This is a genomic window from Roseateles albus, assembly GCF_028595345.1.
GTDB lineage: Bacteria > Pseudomonadota > Gammaproteobacteria > Burkholderiales > Burkholderiaceae_C > Paucibacter_A > Paucibacter_A albus.
The window spans coordinates 16,644-32,820 of sequence record NZ_JAQQXT010000009.1; the positions used below are offsets into that span (position 1 = coordinate 16,644).

At 62.7% G+C, this 16,177-nt stretch carries 13 protein-coding genes; 6 read left to right on the forward strand and 7 right to left on the reverse strand.

What is annotated here, in order from left to right; genetic code table 11:
• Positions 1-1,105: 1,105 nt before the first annotated feature.
• From garD to PRZ03_RS14965, 7 genes are all read right to left on the reverse strand, one after another.
• Positions 1,106-2,665: a galactarate dehydratase gene (gene garD, locus PRZ03_RS14935; protein ID WP_273601045.1), complete on the reverse strand. Its 1,560-nt coding sequence runs from the start codon at positions 2,663-2,665 to the stop codon at positions 1,106-1,108.
• A gap of 58 nt (positions 2,666-2,723) precedes the next feature.
• Positions 2,724-3,818, reverse strand: coding sequence for a porin (locus tag PRZ03_RS14940; protein WP_273601046.1), 1,095 nt, complete (start codon positions 3,816-3,818; stop codon positions 2,724-2,726).
• 165 nt (positions 3,819-3,983) lie between these two features.
• Positions 3,984-5,267 (reverse strand): TRAP transporter large permease, encoded by a 1,284-nt coding sequence (locus PRZ03_RS14945; RefSeq protein WP_273601047.1) that lies wholly within the window; start codon positions 5,265-5,267, stop codon positions 3,984-3,986.
• The gene (locus tag PRZ03_RS14950) at positions 5,258-5,746 is read right to left on the reverse strand and encodes a TRAP transporter small permease (RefSeq protein ID WP_263533996.1); all 489 of its coding nucleotides are present in this window, start codon (positions 5,744-5,746) and stop codon (positions 5,258-5,260) included. The genes PRZ03_RS14945 and PRZ03_RS14950 overlap by 10 nt, the downstream gene beginning before the upstream one ends.
• A 110-nt stretch (positions 5,747-5,856) precedes the next feature.
• Positions 5,857-6,834: a TRAP transporter substrate-binding protein gene (locus PRZ03_RS14955; RefSeq protein WP_273601048.1), complete on the reverse strand. Its 978-nt coding sequence runs from the start codon at positions 6,832-6,834 to the stop codon at positions 5,857-5,859.
• Positions 6,835-6,880: 46 nt separating this feature from the next.
• Positions 6,881-7,780, reverse strand: a complete 900-nt coding sequence (locus tag PRZ03_RS14960; RefSeq protein WP_273601049.1) for an SMP-30/gluconolactonase/LRE family protein — start codon at positions 7,778-7,780, stop codon at positions 6,881-6,883.
• Positions 7,777-8,634 carry an NAD-dependent epimerase/dehydratase family protein gene (locus PRZ03_RS14965; RefSeq protein WP_273601050.1) on the reverse strand — a complete coding sequence of 286 codons (858 nt, stop codon included), beginning with the start codon at positions 8,632-8,634 and terminating at the stop codon, positions 7,777-7,779. Before PRZ03_RS14965 ends, PRZ03_RS14960 begins: the two co-directional genes overlap by 4 nt.
• Before the next feature lie 153 nt (positions 8,635-8,787).
• Here PRZ03_RS14965 and PRZ03_RS14970 point away from each other — a divergent pair, with 153 nt between their 5' ends.
• From PRZ03_RS14970 to PRZ03_RS14995, 6 genes are all read left to right on the forward strand, one after another.
• Complete coding sequence (locus tag PRZ03_RS14970; RefSeq protein ID WP_263556757.1) at positions 8,788-9,558, forward strand: FadR/GntR family transcriptional regulator; 771 nt, start codon at positions 8,788-8,790, stop codon at positions 9,556-9,558.
• A 285-nt stretch (positions 9,559-9,843) separates the two neighbouring features.
• The gene (kdgD, locus tag PRZ03_RS14975; protein ID WP_273601051.1) at positions 9,844-10,755 is read left to right on the forward strand and encodes a 5-dehydro-4-deoxyglucarate dehydratase; all 912 of its coding nucleotides are present in this window, start codon (positions 9,844-9,846) and stop codon (positions 10,753-10,755) included.
• Between the two features lie 54 nt (positions 10,756-10,809).
• A complete protein-coding gene (gudD, locus tag PRZ03_RS14980) occupies positions 10,810-12,144 on the forward strand; it encodes a glucarate dehydratase (RefSeq protein ID WP_273601053.1) in 1,335 nt (444 codons plus the stop codon).
• Between the two features lie 13 nt (positions 12,145-12,157).
• Positions 12,158-13,597 (forward strand): aldehyde dehydrogenase family protein, encoded by a 1,440-nt coding sequence (locus PRZ03_RS14985; protein WP_273601054.1) that lies wholly within the window; start codon positions 12,158-12,160, stop codon positions 13,595-13,597.
• Positions 13,598-13,704: 107 nt separating this feature from the next.
• On the forward strand, positions 13,705-14,691 hold the full coding sequence (locus PRZ03_RS14990; protein WP_273601056.1) for a sugar kinase: 987 nt from the start codon (positions 13,705-13,707) through the stop codon (positions 14,689-14,691).
• Positions 14,688-16,169, forward strand: coding sequence for a pectate lyase family protein (locus PRZ03_RS14995; protein ID WP_273601057.1), 1,482 nt, complete (start codon positions 14,688-14,690; stop codon positions 16,167-16,169). The genes PRZ03_RS14990 and PRZ03_RS14995 overlap by 4 nt, the downstream gene beginning before the upstream one ends.
• Positions 16,170-16,177: the final 8 nt, after the last annotated feature.

A 16,177-nucleotide genomic window follows, 5' to 3' on the forward strand; every position in this document is an offset into this window, starting at 1 on the left:
CATCGCGGCGAAAAGCGACCCCAAGGCGCTGATATCGGCCACGCCAGAAGGCACTTGAGGCCACAGTTGCCGTGAAGGAAAGCGGGCCAAAGTGGGGGCACACCTAGCCAGTGAAACGGATGAAGTCCATGCTCACCCTCTAGACGGGCTTTCGGTGATCAGGCGATAGGCAAGCAGGACGAGCAGCAGCACGCGCAGTTGATGCGTCAACGGGTTCTTCATCGGCGGTTGCAGTCCATGGGGTGTTGGCGCCGACCCAGCGATGAGCCGCCCCGCCGAAACTTGAGTGAGCCAGTGTTTGCGACAAGAGCATCCACAGCCATGCAGGTGTGGGATCTACATGCATGGCTCACCAGATTGTCGGGACCGACGCGCAAAGTGGCTCAAATTCGCCTCGGCGCCAACATGTATTGGAAATGCACATGCGTGATCCATATATCGCACCAGTGAGGGACGGCAGCCGCAAGGCGCTTCGCACTGACCTTGGTTCTCTGAACCTGCCTGCGCTGAAGTCGCAGGGGCTGTTGGATCGTCTTCGCGAACGCATCCGTTTGCCGTCCTGAAAGCGGCCGCTGGTCAATGACCGCTTACTGACAATGATCAGGGCTCAAGAAGCTCAGTTGGGACGACCGCAATGTGCACCGTGCTGGCGCCACCCACTGCGCATCCGAATGACAGCAGCTGGCCTGGAGCGTGAGGCCGCAACAACGCCCGTAAGCCGACGTTGACCAAAACGGTCGGCTACCCGAACGTCAGCTTTGCGGCTCCTGCTCGAACTGTCGGCTTGGAGCAGGCCCGGATTTTTCGAGGTCACTGCCCGCGTAGCAACTCGGTGCCCATTGCAGTCGCCCATCGCGCGAGATCGCCCGACGCTGGAAGGCTGGCAGCAGTCGATCGATTTTGGCGAACCAACGACCGCAGTGGCTGAAACCGGCCATTGAGCATTTCGTTGAGCGAATGTCTGCAGCACCTCACAAAGCCGCCGATCGAAAAATTTGGGGCGCGAGACCATAAGAGAACGAGGTGCAGCCTGTGGGAGGAAAAGCCGAGCGGCTTCTTGCTATCCGGGTTGTGATGGCATTGGCTTGCGCTAGCCGTGGGGGTATCAGGTAATCGGCGCCGGGTTGAACAGCACCAGCGCGTTGTGCAACTTCCATTGCTCGGCCCAGGTCCTTTTGCGCCCACTGGCCACCTCCAGCAGCAGCCGGAACATCTCCCAGCCTATGTCCTCGATGCTGGCTTCGCCGCTGGCAATGCGGCCGGCGTTGACGTCCATCAGATCATGCCAGCGCCGTGCCAGATCATTGCGGGTAGCGACCTTGAGCACCGGGCAAGCCGCCAGACCATAGGGTGTACCCCGGCCGGTGGTGAAGATATGCAGATTCATGCCGGCCGCCAATTGCAGCGTGCCGCAGATGAAATCGCTGGCCGGGGTGGCGGCAAAGACCAAGCCACGCAAGCCCTTTGTCTGCACGCGCTCGCCCGGCGACAAGACGCCGTTGATAGGCGCTGTGCCACTTTTGATAATCGAGCCCATCGCCTTCTCGACGATATTGGACAGGCCACCGGCCTTGTTGCCCGGCGTGGTGTTGGCGCTGCGGTCGGCGCTGCCGCGCTGCAGATAGGCGTCATACCAGGCCATCTCACGCCGAATCGCCTCGGCAAGCTCGGCTGTCGCGGCGCGCCCGGTCAGCTGATCCACGGCGTCACGCACCTCGGTCACTTCCGAGAACATCACGGTAGCCCCGGCGCGCACCAGCAAATCGGTGCAAAAACCGACCGCCGGGTTGGCGGTGACGCCGGAGAACGCGTCGCTGCCCCCGCATTGCACGCCGACCACCAGCTCGGACGCCGGCACGGTCTCGCGCCGGCGCTGGTTGAGCCGCTGCAAATGGCTCTCGGCGCTGCGCATGATTGAATCCAGCATCGATTGAAAGCCGATATGCGCGTCATCCTGCAGGCGCACGACATCCAGCTCCTCCTCTCGTTGATCGGCGATCGCAATGCTGCCCGGCGGCAGCAAGCGTTCCGGCTGCAGTTTTTCGCAGCCCAGGCTGACGACCATCACTTCACCGCCGAAGTTCGGATTCAGGCTGATATTGCGCAGCGTGCGGATAGGGATGATGGCGTCAGGCGCGTCGATCGCCACACCGCAACCGTAGCCATGTTCCAAGGCCACCACATCATCCACATGGGGGAACAGCGGCAGCAGCTCGGCCTTGATGCGCTTGAGCGCCAACTCCAGCACGCCGGCCACGCATTGCACGGTGGTCGTGATGGCCAGGATATTGCGCGTGCCGACCGAGCCATCGGCGTTCCGGTAGCCTTCAAAGCTGTAGCCCTCCAGCGGCGCCAAGGCTGGGCTGGCCACTGTGCAGATCGGCAACTCGTTCAGGCTGCGCGCGGTGGGCATGGCCAGCAGCTTCTCATGCACCCAAGCGCCGGCCTTGATGTCTTGGATGGCCAGGCCAATGCTGACGCCGTAGCGCAGCACCTGCGCGCCGCTCGGAATGTCAGTTAGCGCCACCTTGTGACCCTGCGGCACGCGCTCAAGCAGGGCGAGGCCGTCGGCAAATTGGCTGCCGGCATGCAGGCCACCATCATTGACGACGATGGCGACGTTGTCGCCAATTTGCATGCGGATGTAGAGAGGCTGCTGGCTCATCTGGAATAAGTTGCTGTCTTGTCAGGGGTGCGCCCCAGTTTGACCTGGGGCGCTGGGTTCAGAACGACTTGCGCAAGCCGACTTGCATCACGCGTTCTTGCGAGATGTACTCCTGCAGATCGCCGCTGGCAAAGGAGATGCTGGAATACAAAAAGGTGTTCTTCGAGAAACCATATTTGACGCCAAAGCCCAGCTTGCCCAAGGTGGCACTTTTGCCGACCTTGTTGGCGGCGACGCCGCTGTACTCTACGCTGGAGTAGTTGCTGCCCAATAGAAAATCGCCCAAGGGAACTTCGACGCCAATGGTGTAGCCCTTGATGGCGTCGGCGCTAAAGACGCCGTCCGGGCCGGTCACGGTCAGGCCGATACCGGCCGCAGCGCCATTGCCGCTGGTGGTCGTCAGCTCATCATTCTTTTGGTAGCCGCCCAGCAGCTTGAACAGGCCGAAGTTGTAGTTGGCGGCCAGCGTCAAGGACTTGTTGGTGTCGGCGCCGCTGCTGCGCGACTTGTTCCATTCATAGGACAGCGCCGAATTGAAGTTGCCCAGGGTGTAGGCGGCCTTCAGCCCGTGGAAGCGGTCGGCGGTGGCCTCGCCGGGGGCAATCTGTACCGTGCCGGTAAAGCCGGCCCAGGTCGGCGTCGCGTATTGCACGACGTTGTCGGCCCGCGGTGCATTCAGCCAAAACGGCAGGCTCTTGCCCATATTCGTGACCGCTGTGCCCTGGTTCAGCGTCAGCGCGTTGACGAAGGGATTGCTCAAACCCATCACGCTGTCTTCCAAGATGTACTGGCGCCCCAAGCGCAGCTCGCCCAGGCTGGCCGATGTCAGAGACACAAAGACTTGCCGACCAAAGGCCCGCCCGCCCTGGGCCAGCGCGCCGGTGTCGGCCAGCAAACCGCCTTCCATGATGACGCCCGCTTTGAGATCATTGCCGAGGTCTTCGGTGACGCGCATGCCCCAGCGCGAACCATTGAGGCCGTTGACGGTGCCGTCCTGAACCAAAGTTAGGTTGCCGGCATTGGCCTTGGCGCCGCTGTCATAGTTGCTGACGTTGACGTCCAGCAGACCGTAGAGCACGACGCTGGAGGACTGGGCCTGAGCCGCGCCTGCACATAGCAGCATGGCCGCGTAGCCAAGAGAGTTGATTTTCATGGTGATGTCTCCGTTATAGATGTTGGAAATTCGAAACGGCCGGGCAAATCAGCACGGGTCAGCGTCGGCAGGACGAATTCCGGCATGCGTCCCGGCCATGGCCATGGTCGGGACAGCGGAGCAGACTTGGGCGCGGCATGGCGCCGAAGATCAGGTTCCCAAAAATCAGGGAAAAACGATGCCTGGCAGCCACAGCGAGAACGCCGGCACAAAGGTCACCAGCATCAGTGCGGCGATCAAGGCGCCGTAGAAGGGCCAGATGGTCTTCATCACCGTGCCGACCGACACCCCGCCGATAGCGCAACCGACCACCTGCGTGGTGCCGACCGGCGGCGTGTTTAGGCCCAAAGCGCAGTTGATCAGCATGACGATGCCGAACTGGATTTCGCCCATGCCGTATTTCATGCAGATTGGCAGGAAGATCGGTGTGCAGACCAGGATGGTGGCGGCCATGTCCAGGAAGGTGCCCAGCACGAACAGAATCAGATTGACCAGCAGGAATATCACCCAGGGGCTGGAGCTGAAATTGGTCAGCGCGCGGCCGGTCAGGTCGGCCACTTCGTAGAGGCTGATGATGTAGCCGAAGGCCGATGAAATGCCGATCAGCAGCAGCACCACGCCGGTCGTCTTGACCGCCTTGGCCGCCGCTTTGACGAACTGCTCTAGCTTGAGCGAGCGGTAAATCACCACGCACAAGAACAAGGCATACAGCACCGCCACGGCGGCCGATTCGGTGGCCGTGAAGACCCCCGACATGATGCCGCCCAGGATCAGCACGACGACGAACAAGCCCGGCAAGGCAGCCGCGAAGCAACGCGCGACGATGGCCCAACCGGGGAAACTGCCCGCCGGATAGCCGCGCTTGACGGCCACGGTGTAGGCGGCAACCAGATTGCAGATCGTCAACACCAGGGCTGGAATCAGGCCGGCCAGAATCAGTTTGGCGATCGAGACCTTGCCGCCGGCCGCCAGCGAGTAAATGATCATGTTGTGGCTGGTCGGCATCAAGGCCCCGACCAGCGCGGCGTGGGTGGTGACGTTGACGGCGTAGTCGGCGCCATAGCCTTCCTTCTTCATCATCGGAATCATCACCGCGCCCATGGCCGACACATCGGCCACCGGGCTGCCCGAGACGCCGCCGAACAAGGTGCAAGCGACCACATTGGACATGCCCAAGCCGCCGCGCACATGGCCGACCAAGGCGCGGGCGAAATCGACGATCTTGTCAGCGATGCCGCCGTAAAGCATCAACTCGCCGGCAAAGATGAAGAAGGGGATCGCCAAGAAGGAGAACACATTCATGCCCGAGGTCATCTGCTGGAAGATGACCGCCATCGGCAAACCTTCATACAGAATCGTCGCGAGTGCCGACAGGCCAATCGCGAAGGCCACCGGCACGCCCAGAATGAGCAGGCCGAAGAAGGCGATACAAAGGATAGTCAGTGCCATGCGGGCTTCACCTCTTCGCCGCGCTGCAAGGCGACGATATGTTCAAAAGAAAAAAGCATGATCAGCAGTCCGGCCAGCACCATGGGCACATAGCGCAAGGACTCTGAAACGCCCAAAGTGGGGATCAGATAGCTGCGCACGGAGAGCAGCATCTCGGCGCAGTTCCAGGCCATCAGGCCGCCGAACAGCATGGTCAGCAAATGGATCAGGATCTCTAGCGGACGACGCCAGTTGTTCGGCAGCAGGCCGTCAAGCAGCTCCATGCCGATATGCCCGGCGTCGCGCACACCGACGGCGCAACCCAGCATCGTCACGTAGAGCACCAGCAACAAGGCCAGGCTTTCCGCCCAGGTGGGCGTGTTGTTCATCACATAACGGCCGAATACCTGGTAGCTCACGGCCAGCAGCAGCAGCAACAAGCCGAACACGCCCAGGCGCAAGCAGGCCTTGGCGATGGCCGCACAAAATTTGGTCAACATGGTGTTTCCGGTTCGGTCGGGGCGCGGCCCGACGCACAGATGAAATCAATGTGAGCACAAGTCACCCGCCCGGCCTTTTGATTGAAGGCCGGGCGGGCAGCGGCCCTGGCTTATTTGGTTTCTTGAATCCGTTTGACCAGATCCTTCAGCTTGGCATCGGTGATGAATTTGTCGTAGACGGGTTTCATCACGGCCTGGAAGCTGGCCTTGTCGACCTCAATGATCTGGGCTCCGCCGGCCTTGACCGTGGCGAGGGACTTCTCTTCGCGTTCATCCCAGAGCTTGCGCATAAAGGGCACGGAGTTCTTGGCGGCTTGACGCAGCGCTTTTTGATCCTCGGCGCTCAAGCCGTCCCAGATCTTTTTGGAGAACAGCAGCATCTCCGGCGCCATCGAATGCTCGGTCTTCGAGTAGTACTTGGCGACTTCGAAGTGGCGCGAGCTTTCATACGAGGGGTAGTTGTTCTCCGCCGCATCGACCAAGCCGGTTTTCAAGGCCGTGTAGACCTCACCGAAAGGCATCGGTGTGGCGTTGGCACCCATGGCCTCCAGCAGCGAAACCCAGAGGTCGGATTGCTGCACGCGGACCTTCAAGCCCTTGGCGTCGGCCAGGCTCTTGATGGGCTTCTTGACGGTGTAGATTGAGCGGGCGCCGCTGTCGTAAAAGGCCAGGCCGATAAAGCCCTGCGCTTCGCAGCTCTTCAGAATCTCTTCACCAATCGGGCCGTCCAGCACCGCGCGCATATGTTCCTTGGAGCGGAACAAGAACGGCATGGTCGGCACCACGGTGGGCGCGCAGATATTGTTCATCGGCGCGATGTTCACGCGTGTCATCGCGATCGCGCCGATCTTGGCCTGCTCGATGGTGTCCTTCTCGGCGCCCAGGGCGCTGTTGTTGAAAACCTTGATGCTGTGGCGGCCGTTGCTGAGCTTGCTCAGTTCCTGGCCCATGAACTTGACGGCGTCCACGGTAGGGTAGCCGTCGGGATGGATGTCGGTGGAGCGGAAGTCGGTGGCTTGGGCACTCAGGCTGGCGCCAAGTATCAGTCCGGGTAGCAATTTGGCAAACAATTTCGCTTTGAGTTTCATACGGTCTCCGTTCGGTTTTTTGAGTGTTTTTTTGAGAATGGCGCCATCAATCCGCGTAGGGCGTTTCGGGCAATCCTGTCACTCCGGGCCGCAGCGCAAACAGTGCGCCCGCCAGAGTTGCTTGCACGCCGGCGCCGGCAGGGCGCATCGACGTGATCAGAAGGGTGGCCATGTCGGCGCCACCAAAGGCGCACATGGTGGGTTTGGCGACGGGCAGCTCAATCCGGCGGTCGAGTTGCCCGGCGGGTGTGTAGCGCAGTACGGCGGCGCCGTCATTGGCACATATCCAATAGCAGCCTTCGACGTCGACGGCTGCGCCGTCGGGTCGGCCCGTTATGAGGCGATCGATGAAGACCCTCGGCTGTGCGGCTTGGCCGCTGGCCCGGTCGTAATCGCAGACCCAGACCTTGGCGACGGCGGGGGCCGAGTCGCTGAAATAGAGCTTGTCGCCGCTGGGGCTGAAGGCCAGGCCATTGGGCACCAGCATCGCTTCCCGCAAGGCGGGTGCCCAGCTGCCTGTGCTTTCTGAGGGCGCAGCCAGTCGGGCCAAGCGACCGAGCGGCAGTCGTTCAATTGCTGCCGGATCCTCATGCATGCTGCCGACCCAGAAGCGCCCCTGGCGGTCGCAACGGCCATCGTTGAAGCGCAAGCCTTTGCCATGCAAAGCGGCGGCCAGCAAGGTCATTTGGGGCCGCGCCGCCGCGCCGAGTTCGAGGGCATAAACGCCGTCCTGCAGCGCCGCCACCAAGCCGCCACCCGCCCGCAAGGCGATGCAGCCGACCGTTTGATCCAGCTGCCAGTTTTGGGCCGGCCGGGTCGAGCCATCGTGACGCCAGATGCGCTGGCCCGAGATGTCGACCCAATAGAAACAGGCCTGCTCAGCGCACCAAAGCGGGCTTTCGGCCAAGGCCGCGCCGCCATCCCACCACAGCTCGGCTTGGTTCATGCCTGGGGCTCAAACGGCCCAAGGCCGAGGAAGCGCCCGCCCTGCAAGCGGGCCATCGGCGAGCCGGCGGCAAAGTCAACGCCTTGCACGCGCTCGCGCCAGGCTTCGGCATTGTCTTGTGGCTCGTAGCCGATCTTGTCCCAGCCTTCGGCGCTCCACCAGCGCTCGCTATTGGCCGAGACGCCGTAGACGGTCAGGCAGCCCACGTTGGGCGCGAATAGCGCCGCCCGCACCAGGCGCTCGAGATCGTCCGGGCTGAGCCAGGTGGACAGCGCGCGGCGGTCTTCGGGCTCGGGCGTGGCCGTGCCTATGCGCAAAGAGACCGTCTCGATGCCGTAGCGATCCCAGTACAGCTGCGCCATGTTTTCGCCGAAGAGCTTGGACACGCCGTAGTAGCCGTCAGGCCTGGGCTTGTCGCCGACGCTCAGGGGCCGACCTTGCTCGTAGCAGCCTATGGTGTGATTTGAGCTGGCAAAGACGATGCGCGTGCAGCCGCTCAGGCGCGCGGCCTCATACAAGTTGAAGACGCCGTGCAGATTGCTCGCCGCCACTTGTTCGAAGGGGTTTTCTACCGACACGCCGCCCAGATGAACCACACCGTCAACGCCTTGCAGCAAGGCCAGCATGGCCGCCCGATCGGCGAGGTCGCAGATCTGCTCGGTCTCATGGGCCCCGATCTCGCCGCAGCTGATGCGGTCCGACAGCAGCAGCAACTCGCAGCTGGCCTGCAGGCGTGGGCGCAGCATACGACCCAGCGTGCCGGCAGCGCCGGTCAGCAGCAAGCGTTGCAGTCGCTGGAGTCGTTCATTGGACGGGCCAGGCGGGTGGGCGGTGAAGGGCCGGAAGTCACTCATGAATAAAGCTGCGTTGGGTTTGGATTTGCCGACTGGATTTGATAGAGTTCGACCACAGATGATGTTTGTCATCGGTTGTCGTACAACTTGAGCGATGTTCGCTGGCTCGATCAAGGGTGTCAAGAAGCTTAATCACAGGGAATTCCCTTAAACATGCCGAATGCGAAGACCGCCCCGCCTGGGGCTTTGGCCAACATCGCCCCCGCCGGGGCTTTGCGTCGCCCGCGCAATCTTGCTGTCGCATTGGTCGATGCTTTTGGCCTGCGCATCCGCGAAGGTCTGCTCAAGGTGGGTGAGCGGCTGCCGACCGAGGCGGCCATCATGGCCGAGTTCGGGGTCAGTCGCACGGTGGTGCGGGAGGCGCTGTCAAAGCTGCAGGCGGCGGGCTTGGTGGAGACGCGGCACGGCATCGGCACCTTTGTGATGAGTGTGGGTGAGCGGGCCAACTTTCGAATCGCGCCGGAACAGCTGGCGACGCTGCGTGAAGTGATCGCAGTGCTGGAATTGCGCATCGGCTTGGAGGCTGAGGCGGCCGGTTTGGCGGCCCAGCGGCGCAGTGACGAGAACCTTCGGGTGATGCAGGCCAGTTTGGCTGCGTTTGCCGTGGCCATCGAGGAAAAGACCGATGCGGTGGCGGCCGACTTCCAGTTGCATATGGAAATCGCGCGAGCCACGCAGAATGTGCACTTCGTCGATCTGATGACTTATTTGGGGGCCATGCTGATCCCGCGCAACCGCATCAACACGGCGGGCTTTGCCGGCGAAGACAGGCGTGACTATTTGCGCCGCGTGCATGTCGAGCATGAAAGCATCGTCAATGCGATTGCCAGCAAAGACTCGGAGGCGGCAAGGGCCGCCATGCGCACCCATTTGTCGAACAGTCGTGAGCGCTTGCGACGTGCGCAGGAGGCTGCCGCAGATTGAAGCGGGCGGCGCTCGATTATTTGAGCGGCGAATGTTCTGGTCGCCTCGGCAAGGCTGGCAACAGGCCTGCTGCCCAGGTTGGGCTTGGCCTGAGCTGTGCTGAGGCTTGGCTGAATCTTGGGTGGAATAGGGCTTTGAGCGCCGCATTTTCTTGTTGACTGATTTATCTTGAGTTGTATGATGACGTACAAGTAGGGTGCTGATCGGTGCTCGAATCAGGCGATCGTCGGCGCTGCCCGATGTCTGCCACCCCATCAATTTGCAGCCACAGGAGCATCCCCTTTCATGTCGCCCCAAGATCTCAAGTCCGTTCTTCAATCCGGCCTGCTGTCCTTCCCTTTGACCGACTTTGACAGCGCCTTGAACTTTGCGCCCAAACCTTATGCCGAGCGGCTGGAATGGCTGCAGCCCTATGGCGCGACGGTCTTGTTCGCGGCCGGCGGCACCGGCGAGTTTTTCTCGCTGGAGCCGCAGGAATATGCACAGGTGATCAAGGTCGCGCTGGACACCTGCCGCGGCCGCACGCCCATCGTGGCCGGCGCCGGCGGCGGCACGACGCTGGCGATCAAATATGCGCAAGAAGCCGAAGCGCTGGGCGCGCAGGGCATCTTGCTATTGCCGCATTACCTGACCGAAGGCAGTCAGGCCGGCTTGATCAATCATGTCGAGGCGGTTTGCAAGAGCGTGAAGATCGGCGTGATTGTCTATAACCGCGGCGCCTGCCGCCTGACGCCGGCCAGCTTGCTGGTGCTGGCCGAGCGTTGCCCCAACTTGGTCGGTTTCAAAGACGGCGTCGGTGATATCGAGAAGTTCGTCGCCATCCGTCAGACATTGGGAGAGCGCTTTGCCTATCTGGGGGGCTTGCCAACGGCCGAAGTATTTGCCGGCGCCTACAAGGCGATGGGCTGCCCGGTCTATTCGTCAGCGGTGTTCAACTTCATTCCGAAAACGGCAATGGACTTCTACCGCGCTCACGCCGCCGGCGACAACGCCACTTGCGATCAATTGATCCGCGACTTCTTCTTGCCCTATATCGCCTTGCGCAATCAGGGTGAGGGCTACGCGGTGTCCATCGTCAAGGCCGGCGCGACGCTGGTCGGCCATGGCGCCGGCCCGGTGCGCCCGCCCTTATCGGACCTGCTGCCGGCCGAGGTCGAGCAGTTGCGCGCCTTGATCGCCAAGCTCGGCGCGCAGTAAATTGCAAGCGCTGCGCCACAGGGCGAGCCCGTCGCGGGCTGCCGGAGCATTGAAATGAGTCTGTCAGCCACCCCCGTCATCACCGGCCTGCGGGTGATCCCGGTTGCCGGCCACGACAGCATGCTGCTCAATTTGAGCGGTGCCCATGGGCCGTTCTTCACCCGCAATCTGTTGATCCTGACCGACAGTGACGGCCGCACCGGCGTTGGCGAGGTGCCGGGCGGCGAGCTGATTCGCCGCACGCTGGAGGATGCGCGCGAGCTGATCGTCGGCCAGCCGCTGGGCTCGCAGCAGCGCCTGATGGCGAGCGTGCAGCAATGCTTTGCCGACCGCGACAGCGGCGGGCGTGGCCTGCAGACCTTTGATCTGCGCACCACCATCCATGCGGTCACTGCGATCGAGTCGGCTCTGCTGGATTTGCTGGGCCAGCATCTGAATGTGCCGGTGGCCGCGCTTTTGGGCGAGGGTCAGCAGCGCGAGGCCGTGGAAATGCTGGGTTACCTGTTCTTCATCGGCGACCGCTCGCGCACCGATTTGCCCTACCGCAGTGAAGCGGGTGCTAGCGATAACTGGCTGCGGCTGCGGCATGAAAAAGCGCTGGACACCGAGGCCATCGTGCGCTTGGCCGAGGCGGCGCGCGAACGCTATGGCTTCAACGACTTCAAGCTCAAGGGCGGCGTGCTGCGCGGCGAAGAGGAGGTCGAGGCTGTGCGCGCGCTGCACGAACGCTTTCCGCAAGCCCGCGTCACGCTGGACCCGAATGGAGGCTGGCTGCTCAAGGATGCGATACGCCTGATGCGCGATATGCGCGGCGTTCTGGCCTATGCCGAAGATCCTTGCGGCGCTGAAGACGGCTATTCCGGCCGCGAGGTGATGGCCGAGTTCCGCCGCGCTACCGGCTTGCCCACGGCCACCAATATGGTCGCCACGGACTGGCGTCAACTCAGTCATGCCCTGGCCTTGCATGCGGTAGATATTCCCTTGGCCGACCCGCATTTCTGGACCATGGCCGGCGCGGTCCGGGTGGCGCAAACTTGCCGCGACTGGGGCCTGACTTGGGGTTCGCATTCGAATAATCATTTCGATGTTTCGCTTGCCATGTTCACCCATGTGGCGGCGGCGGCGCCCGGTCGGGTGACCGCCATCGACACCCATTGGATCTGGCAAGACGGCCAGCGCCTGACCCAGCAGCCGCTGCAAATCGTGGGCGGCCATGTGCAAGTGCCCAAACAGCCGGGTCTGGGCGTGAGCCTGGACATGGTCGAGGTCGAGAAAGCGCATCAGCTCTATCTTCAACATGGCCTCGGCGCGCGTGACGACAGCATGGCCATGCAATACCTGCTGCCCGGCTGGAATTTCAATCCCAAGCGGCCCGCCCTGGACCGATAAAAAGGCAATTCCCATGTTCAAGAATTTCATTGCCGGCGAATGGCTGGACGGCGCGCGCGTGTCGCGCAATATCAACCCCTCGGACACGCGTGACTTGGTGGGCGAATACGCGCAAGCCGATGCCGCCCAGGCCAGGCTTGCCGTCGCTAGCGCCGAGGCCGCGTTCCCGGCCTGGAGCTTGTCAACGCCTCAACAACGCTTTGACATCCTCGATGCCGTGGGCAGCGAGATCCTCGCCCGGCGCACTGAGATCGGTGATTTGCTGGCGCGCGAGGAAGGCAAGACGCTGCCCGAGGCGGTGGGCGAAGTGACGCGGGCCGGCCATATCTTCAAGTTCTTTGCCGGCGAGGCCTTGCGCCCGGGCGGCGAGCTATTGCCCTCGGTGCGGCCTGGCGTTGGAGTCGAGATCACGCGCGAGGCGCTCGGCGTGATCGGCATCATCACGCCCTGGAATTTCCCTATCGCCATACCGGCCTGGAAGATCGCCCCGGCCCTGGCCTATGGCAATTGCGTGGTTTTCAAACCGGCCGATCTGGTGCCGGGTTCGGCCTGGGTCTTGGCCGAAATCCTCTCGCGCAGCGGGCTGCCGCAAGGGGTGTTCAATCTCGTGATGGGGCGTGGCTCGGAAGTTGGCGCTGTGCTGCTTGAGGATGCGCGCGTTTCGGCAGTGACGTTCACCGGCTCGGTCGGCACCGGGCAGAAAGTGGCAGCGGCTTGTGTGGCACGCATGGCCAAGTTCCAGCTCGAGATGGGCGGGAAGAACCCGCTGGTCGTGCTGGATGACGCCGATCTGGATGTGGCAGTCAATTGCGCGGTGCAAAGTGGCTTTTACTCAACCGGCCAGCGCTGCACGGCTTCTTCCCGCGTGATCGTCAGCGAGGGCCTGCAGCAGCGCTTCGTCGCGGCCATGGTCGAGAAGATGAAGACGCTGAAGGTGGGTAACGCCCGCCAGGCCGGCATCGACATTGGCCCCGTGGTCGATCAGACGCAGCTCAATCAAGACCTCGACCATGTCCGCATTGCGCAGCAGCAAGGGGCAAAGCTGGCCTTTGGCGGCGAGGCCTTGGCCGAGAACGAGCAAGGGCAGCCCGGCTTTTACTTGCGCCCGGCCTTGATCACCGAGACTTCGCCCGAGATGCGCATCAATCGCGAGGAGGTCTTCGGCCCGGTGGTGAGCGTGCAGACGGCGCGCGACTACGAACATGCTTTGGCGCTCGCCAATGACACGCCGTTTGGCCTGGCCGCAGGCATCGTCACCCGCTCGCTCAAACATGCCACGCATTTCAAACGCCATTCACAAGCCGGCATGGTGATGGTCAATCTGCCCACGGCGGGTGTCGACTACCACGTGCCCTTTGGCGGGCGCAAGGGCAGCAGCTACGGCTCGCGCGAGCAGGGCCGCTACGCCGCCGAGTTCTACACGGTGGTGAAGACGGCCTATACGCTGCCCTGAACAAGCCTCAGCAAGCCTGCCTCGCTGTATCAGGGTGTTTGCTGTTTCAAATATTGTATTTGTCGACATAAAATAAAGAAACACCGTTTCAAAATAGCAAATACCCGATGAAAACAAGTAGAACGATGCAGGTGGCCCTGGTGGGGGAGTGCATGCTGGAGTTGCAAGGCCAGGCCTTTGGTTCGATGCAGCAGAGCTACGGCGGAGACACCCTCAACACGGCGGTCTATCTGGCGCGCTGCGGCGCCGCGGCCGGTGTTCGCAGCCATTACGCCACCGCTTTGGGCGACGACAGCCTGAGCAGCGGCATGCTGGAGCGCTGGGCTGCGGCCGGCATCGAGACCGATTTGGTGCGGCGCATTCCCGGCCGCATGCCGGGGCTCTACATGATCGAAGTTGATGCGCAGGGCGAGCGCCGCTTCAACTACTGGCGCGACACGAGTGCCGCCAAAGCCCTGTTCGATGATGGCATCACGGCGCTGGAGCAAGGCCTGTATCGCTGGGACGCGCTCTATCTGAGCGGCATCAGCCTGGCGATATTGCCGCCCGGCGGACGTCAGCGGCTGTTGATGTTGATGCAAGCGATGCGTGAGCGCGGCCAGGTGGTGGTGTTCGACAACAACTACCGGCCGCGCCTGTGGCGGGATGTGGCCGAAGCACAAGCCGTTTTCATGCAGGCGTTTGAGCTGGCCAGCATCGCTTTGGTGACGGCGGACGATCATCAAGCGCTGTTCGGCCTGCCCACGCTGGAGGCGGGCGTGGCCGCCGCGCAAGCGCTGGCGCCGCCCGAGTTGGTGATCAAGCGCGGCATGGCGGCGACCTTGGTACGTGCGCCGGATGCGATCGAGCTGGGCTGGCAGCAAGCGGCCACCGAACATGTGCCCAAGGTGGTGGACACCACGGCCGCCGGCGACTCCTTCGCGGCCGGCTATCTGAGCCGCCGCCTTGTGGGCGCTTCGGCCTTGGAGGCGGCCCGCTTCGGCAATCGCCTGGCGGCACGGGTGATACAGCACCGCGGCGCCTTGATCGCGCCCGAGTTGATGGCCGATTTGTTGCTTGAAACCTTGGTCGCTCCACAGGCGCCTCAGCTATGACACCTCCCACCTATCGAAACCGGCCGACCAAAAGCCAGGGCCTGAGCAAGCTGATCAGCCTCGCCGTTGGTATTGGCCTGGGTGCCGCCGTCTTGATGACGGTCGCTTCGCCGCCAATGAGTGAGCCCGCCAGCAAGCCTGCTTCCGCATCTCAGACCTTGGCGCTGCCCGCAGCCGACGCAGCGCCGGGAGCCTTGCGCGTCTTGGCGCAGCTCAACCCCGCCAGCTACGACATCCTCGGCTGGGCCGCAGGCACGGTGGGCGGGCAGGGCGGCCGGATCATCCGCGTGCGCAACCTGAAGGAGTCGGGGCCGGGCTCCTATCGGGAAGCGGTCGAGGCCGAGGGGCCGCGCATCGTTGTCTTCGAGGTCGGCGGCGTGATTGATATGGGCGGCAAGAACCTCACCATTCGCCACCCCTATTTGACCGTGGCCGGCCAAACCGCGCCCAAGCCCGGCATCACCGTCGTCAAAGGGCAAACCAATATCGCCACTCACCAGGTGATCATCCAGCACTTGATGATCCGGCCCGGCGAATTCGGCCGCGCCAAGAAGAGTGGCGCCGATCAAGACGGCATTGGCACGGTAGGGGCGCCGGGCGGCGCCCACCATGTGATCGTCGACCACTGCAGCTTTTCATGGGCGACCGACGAAAACCTGTCGGCCAGTGGTCCGCGCTTTGACGGCGCCAACCCCGACGAATGGCGGCGCAATACCTCGCATGCGATCACCTACAGCTACAACCTGATCTATGAGGGCCTGGCCAATTCGGTCCACAACAAGGGTGAACATTCCAAGGGCAGCCTGATTCACGACAATGCCAACGGCATCCTGCTCTACGCCAATATTTACGCCTCGAATCAGGAGCGCAATGCCTTGTTCAAGGGCGGCGTACGCGCGGCCATGGTCAACAACCTGATCTACAACCCTGGCGCCAAGGCCGTGCACTACAACCTGGTTGCACATGAATGGGTTGGCCACGCGCCGCAAACCGGCTGGGTCACGCTGGTCGGCAATGTCTACCGCCAAGGGCCGGACAGCAAGCCCAACACGCCGCTGTTCGCGCTCGGCGGCGTCGGCGATGTGGAACTGTTTTTGCAAGACAACCTGGCGGTTGATGATGTCGGCAAGCCGCTCGCCCAGACCGGCCTCTACACGGCCAGCCAGGCGCGCATATTGCAGGCGGGCAAGCCTTATCTGCCGGACGATATCCAGGTCTTCCCGGTGCACCTGTTGGAGCGCGAGCTGCCGCTGGCCGCAGGCGCGCGGCCCTGGGACCGCGACCCCATCGACTTCAAGCTGCTCTCCGACGTGGCCGAGAGTCGCGGCAAGATCATCGATTCGGAGCTGGAGAATGCCCACGGGTATCCGCGTTATGCGCCGACCAGCAAGGCCTTCAATCCGGCCGAATGGCAGCTGCAGGACATGAGTCCGAAAGCCGGTTGGGGCTCGCTCTTCCAGCCCGCCGCATCCCATTAAGCTTGGGT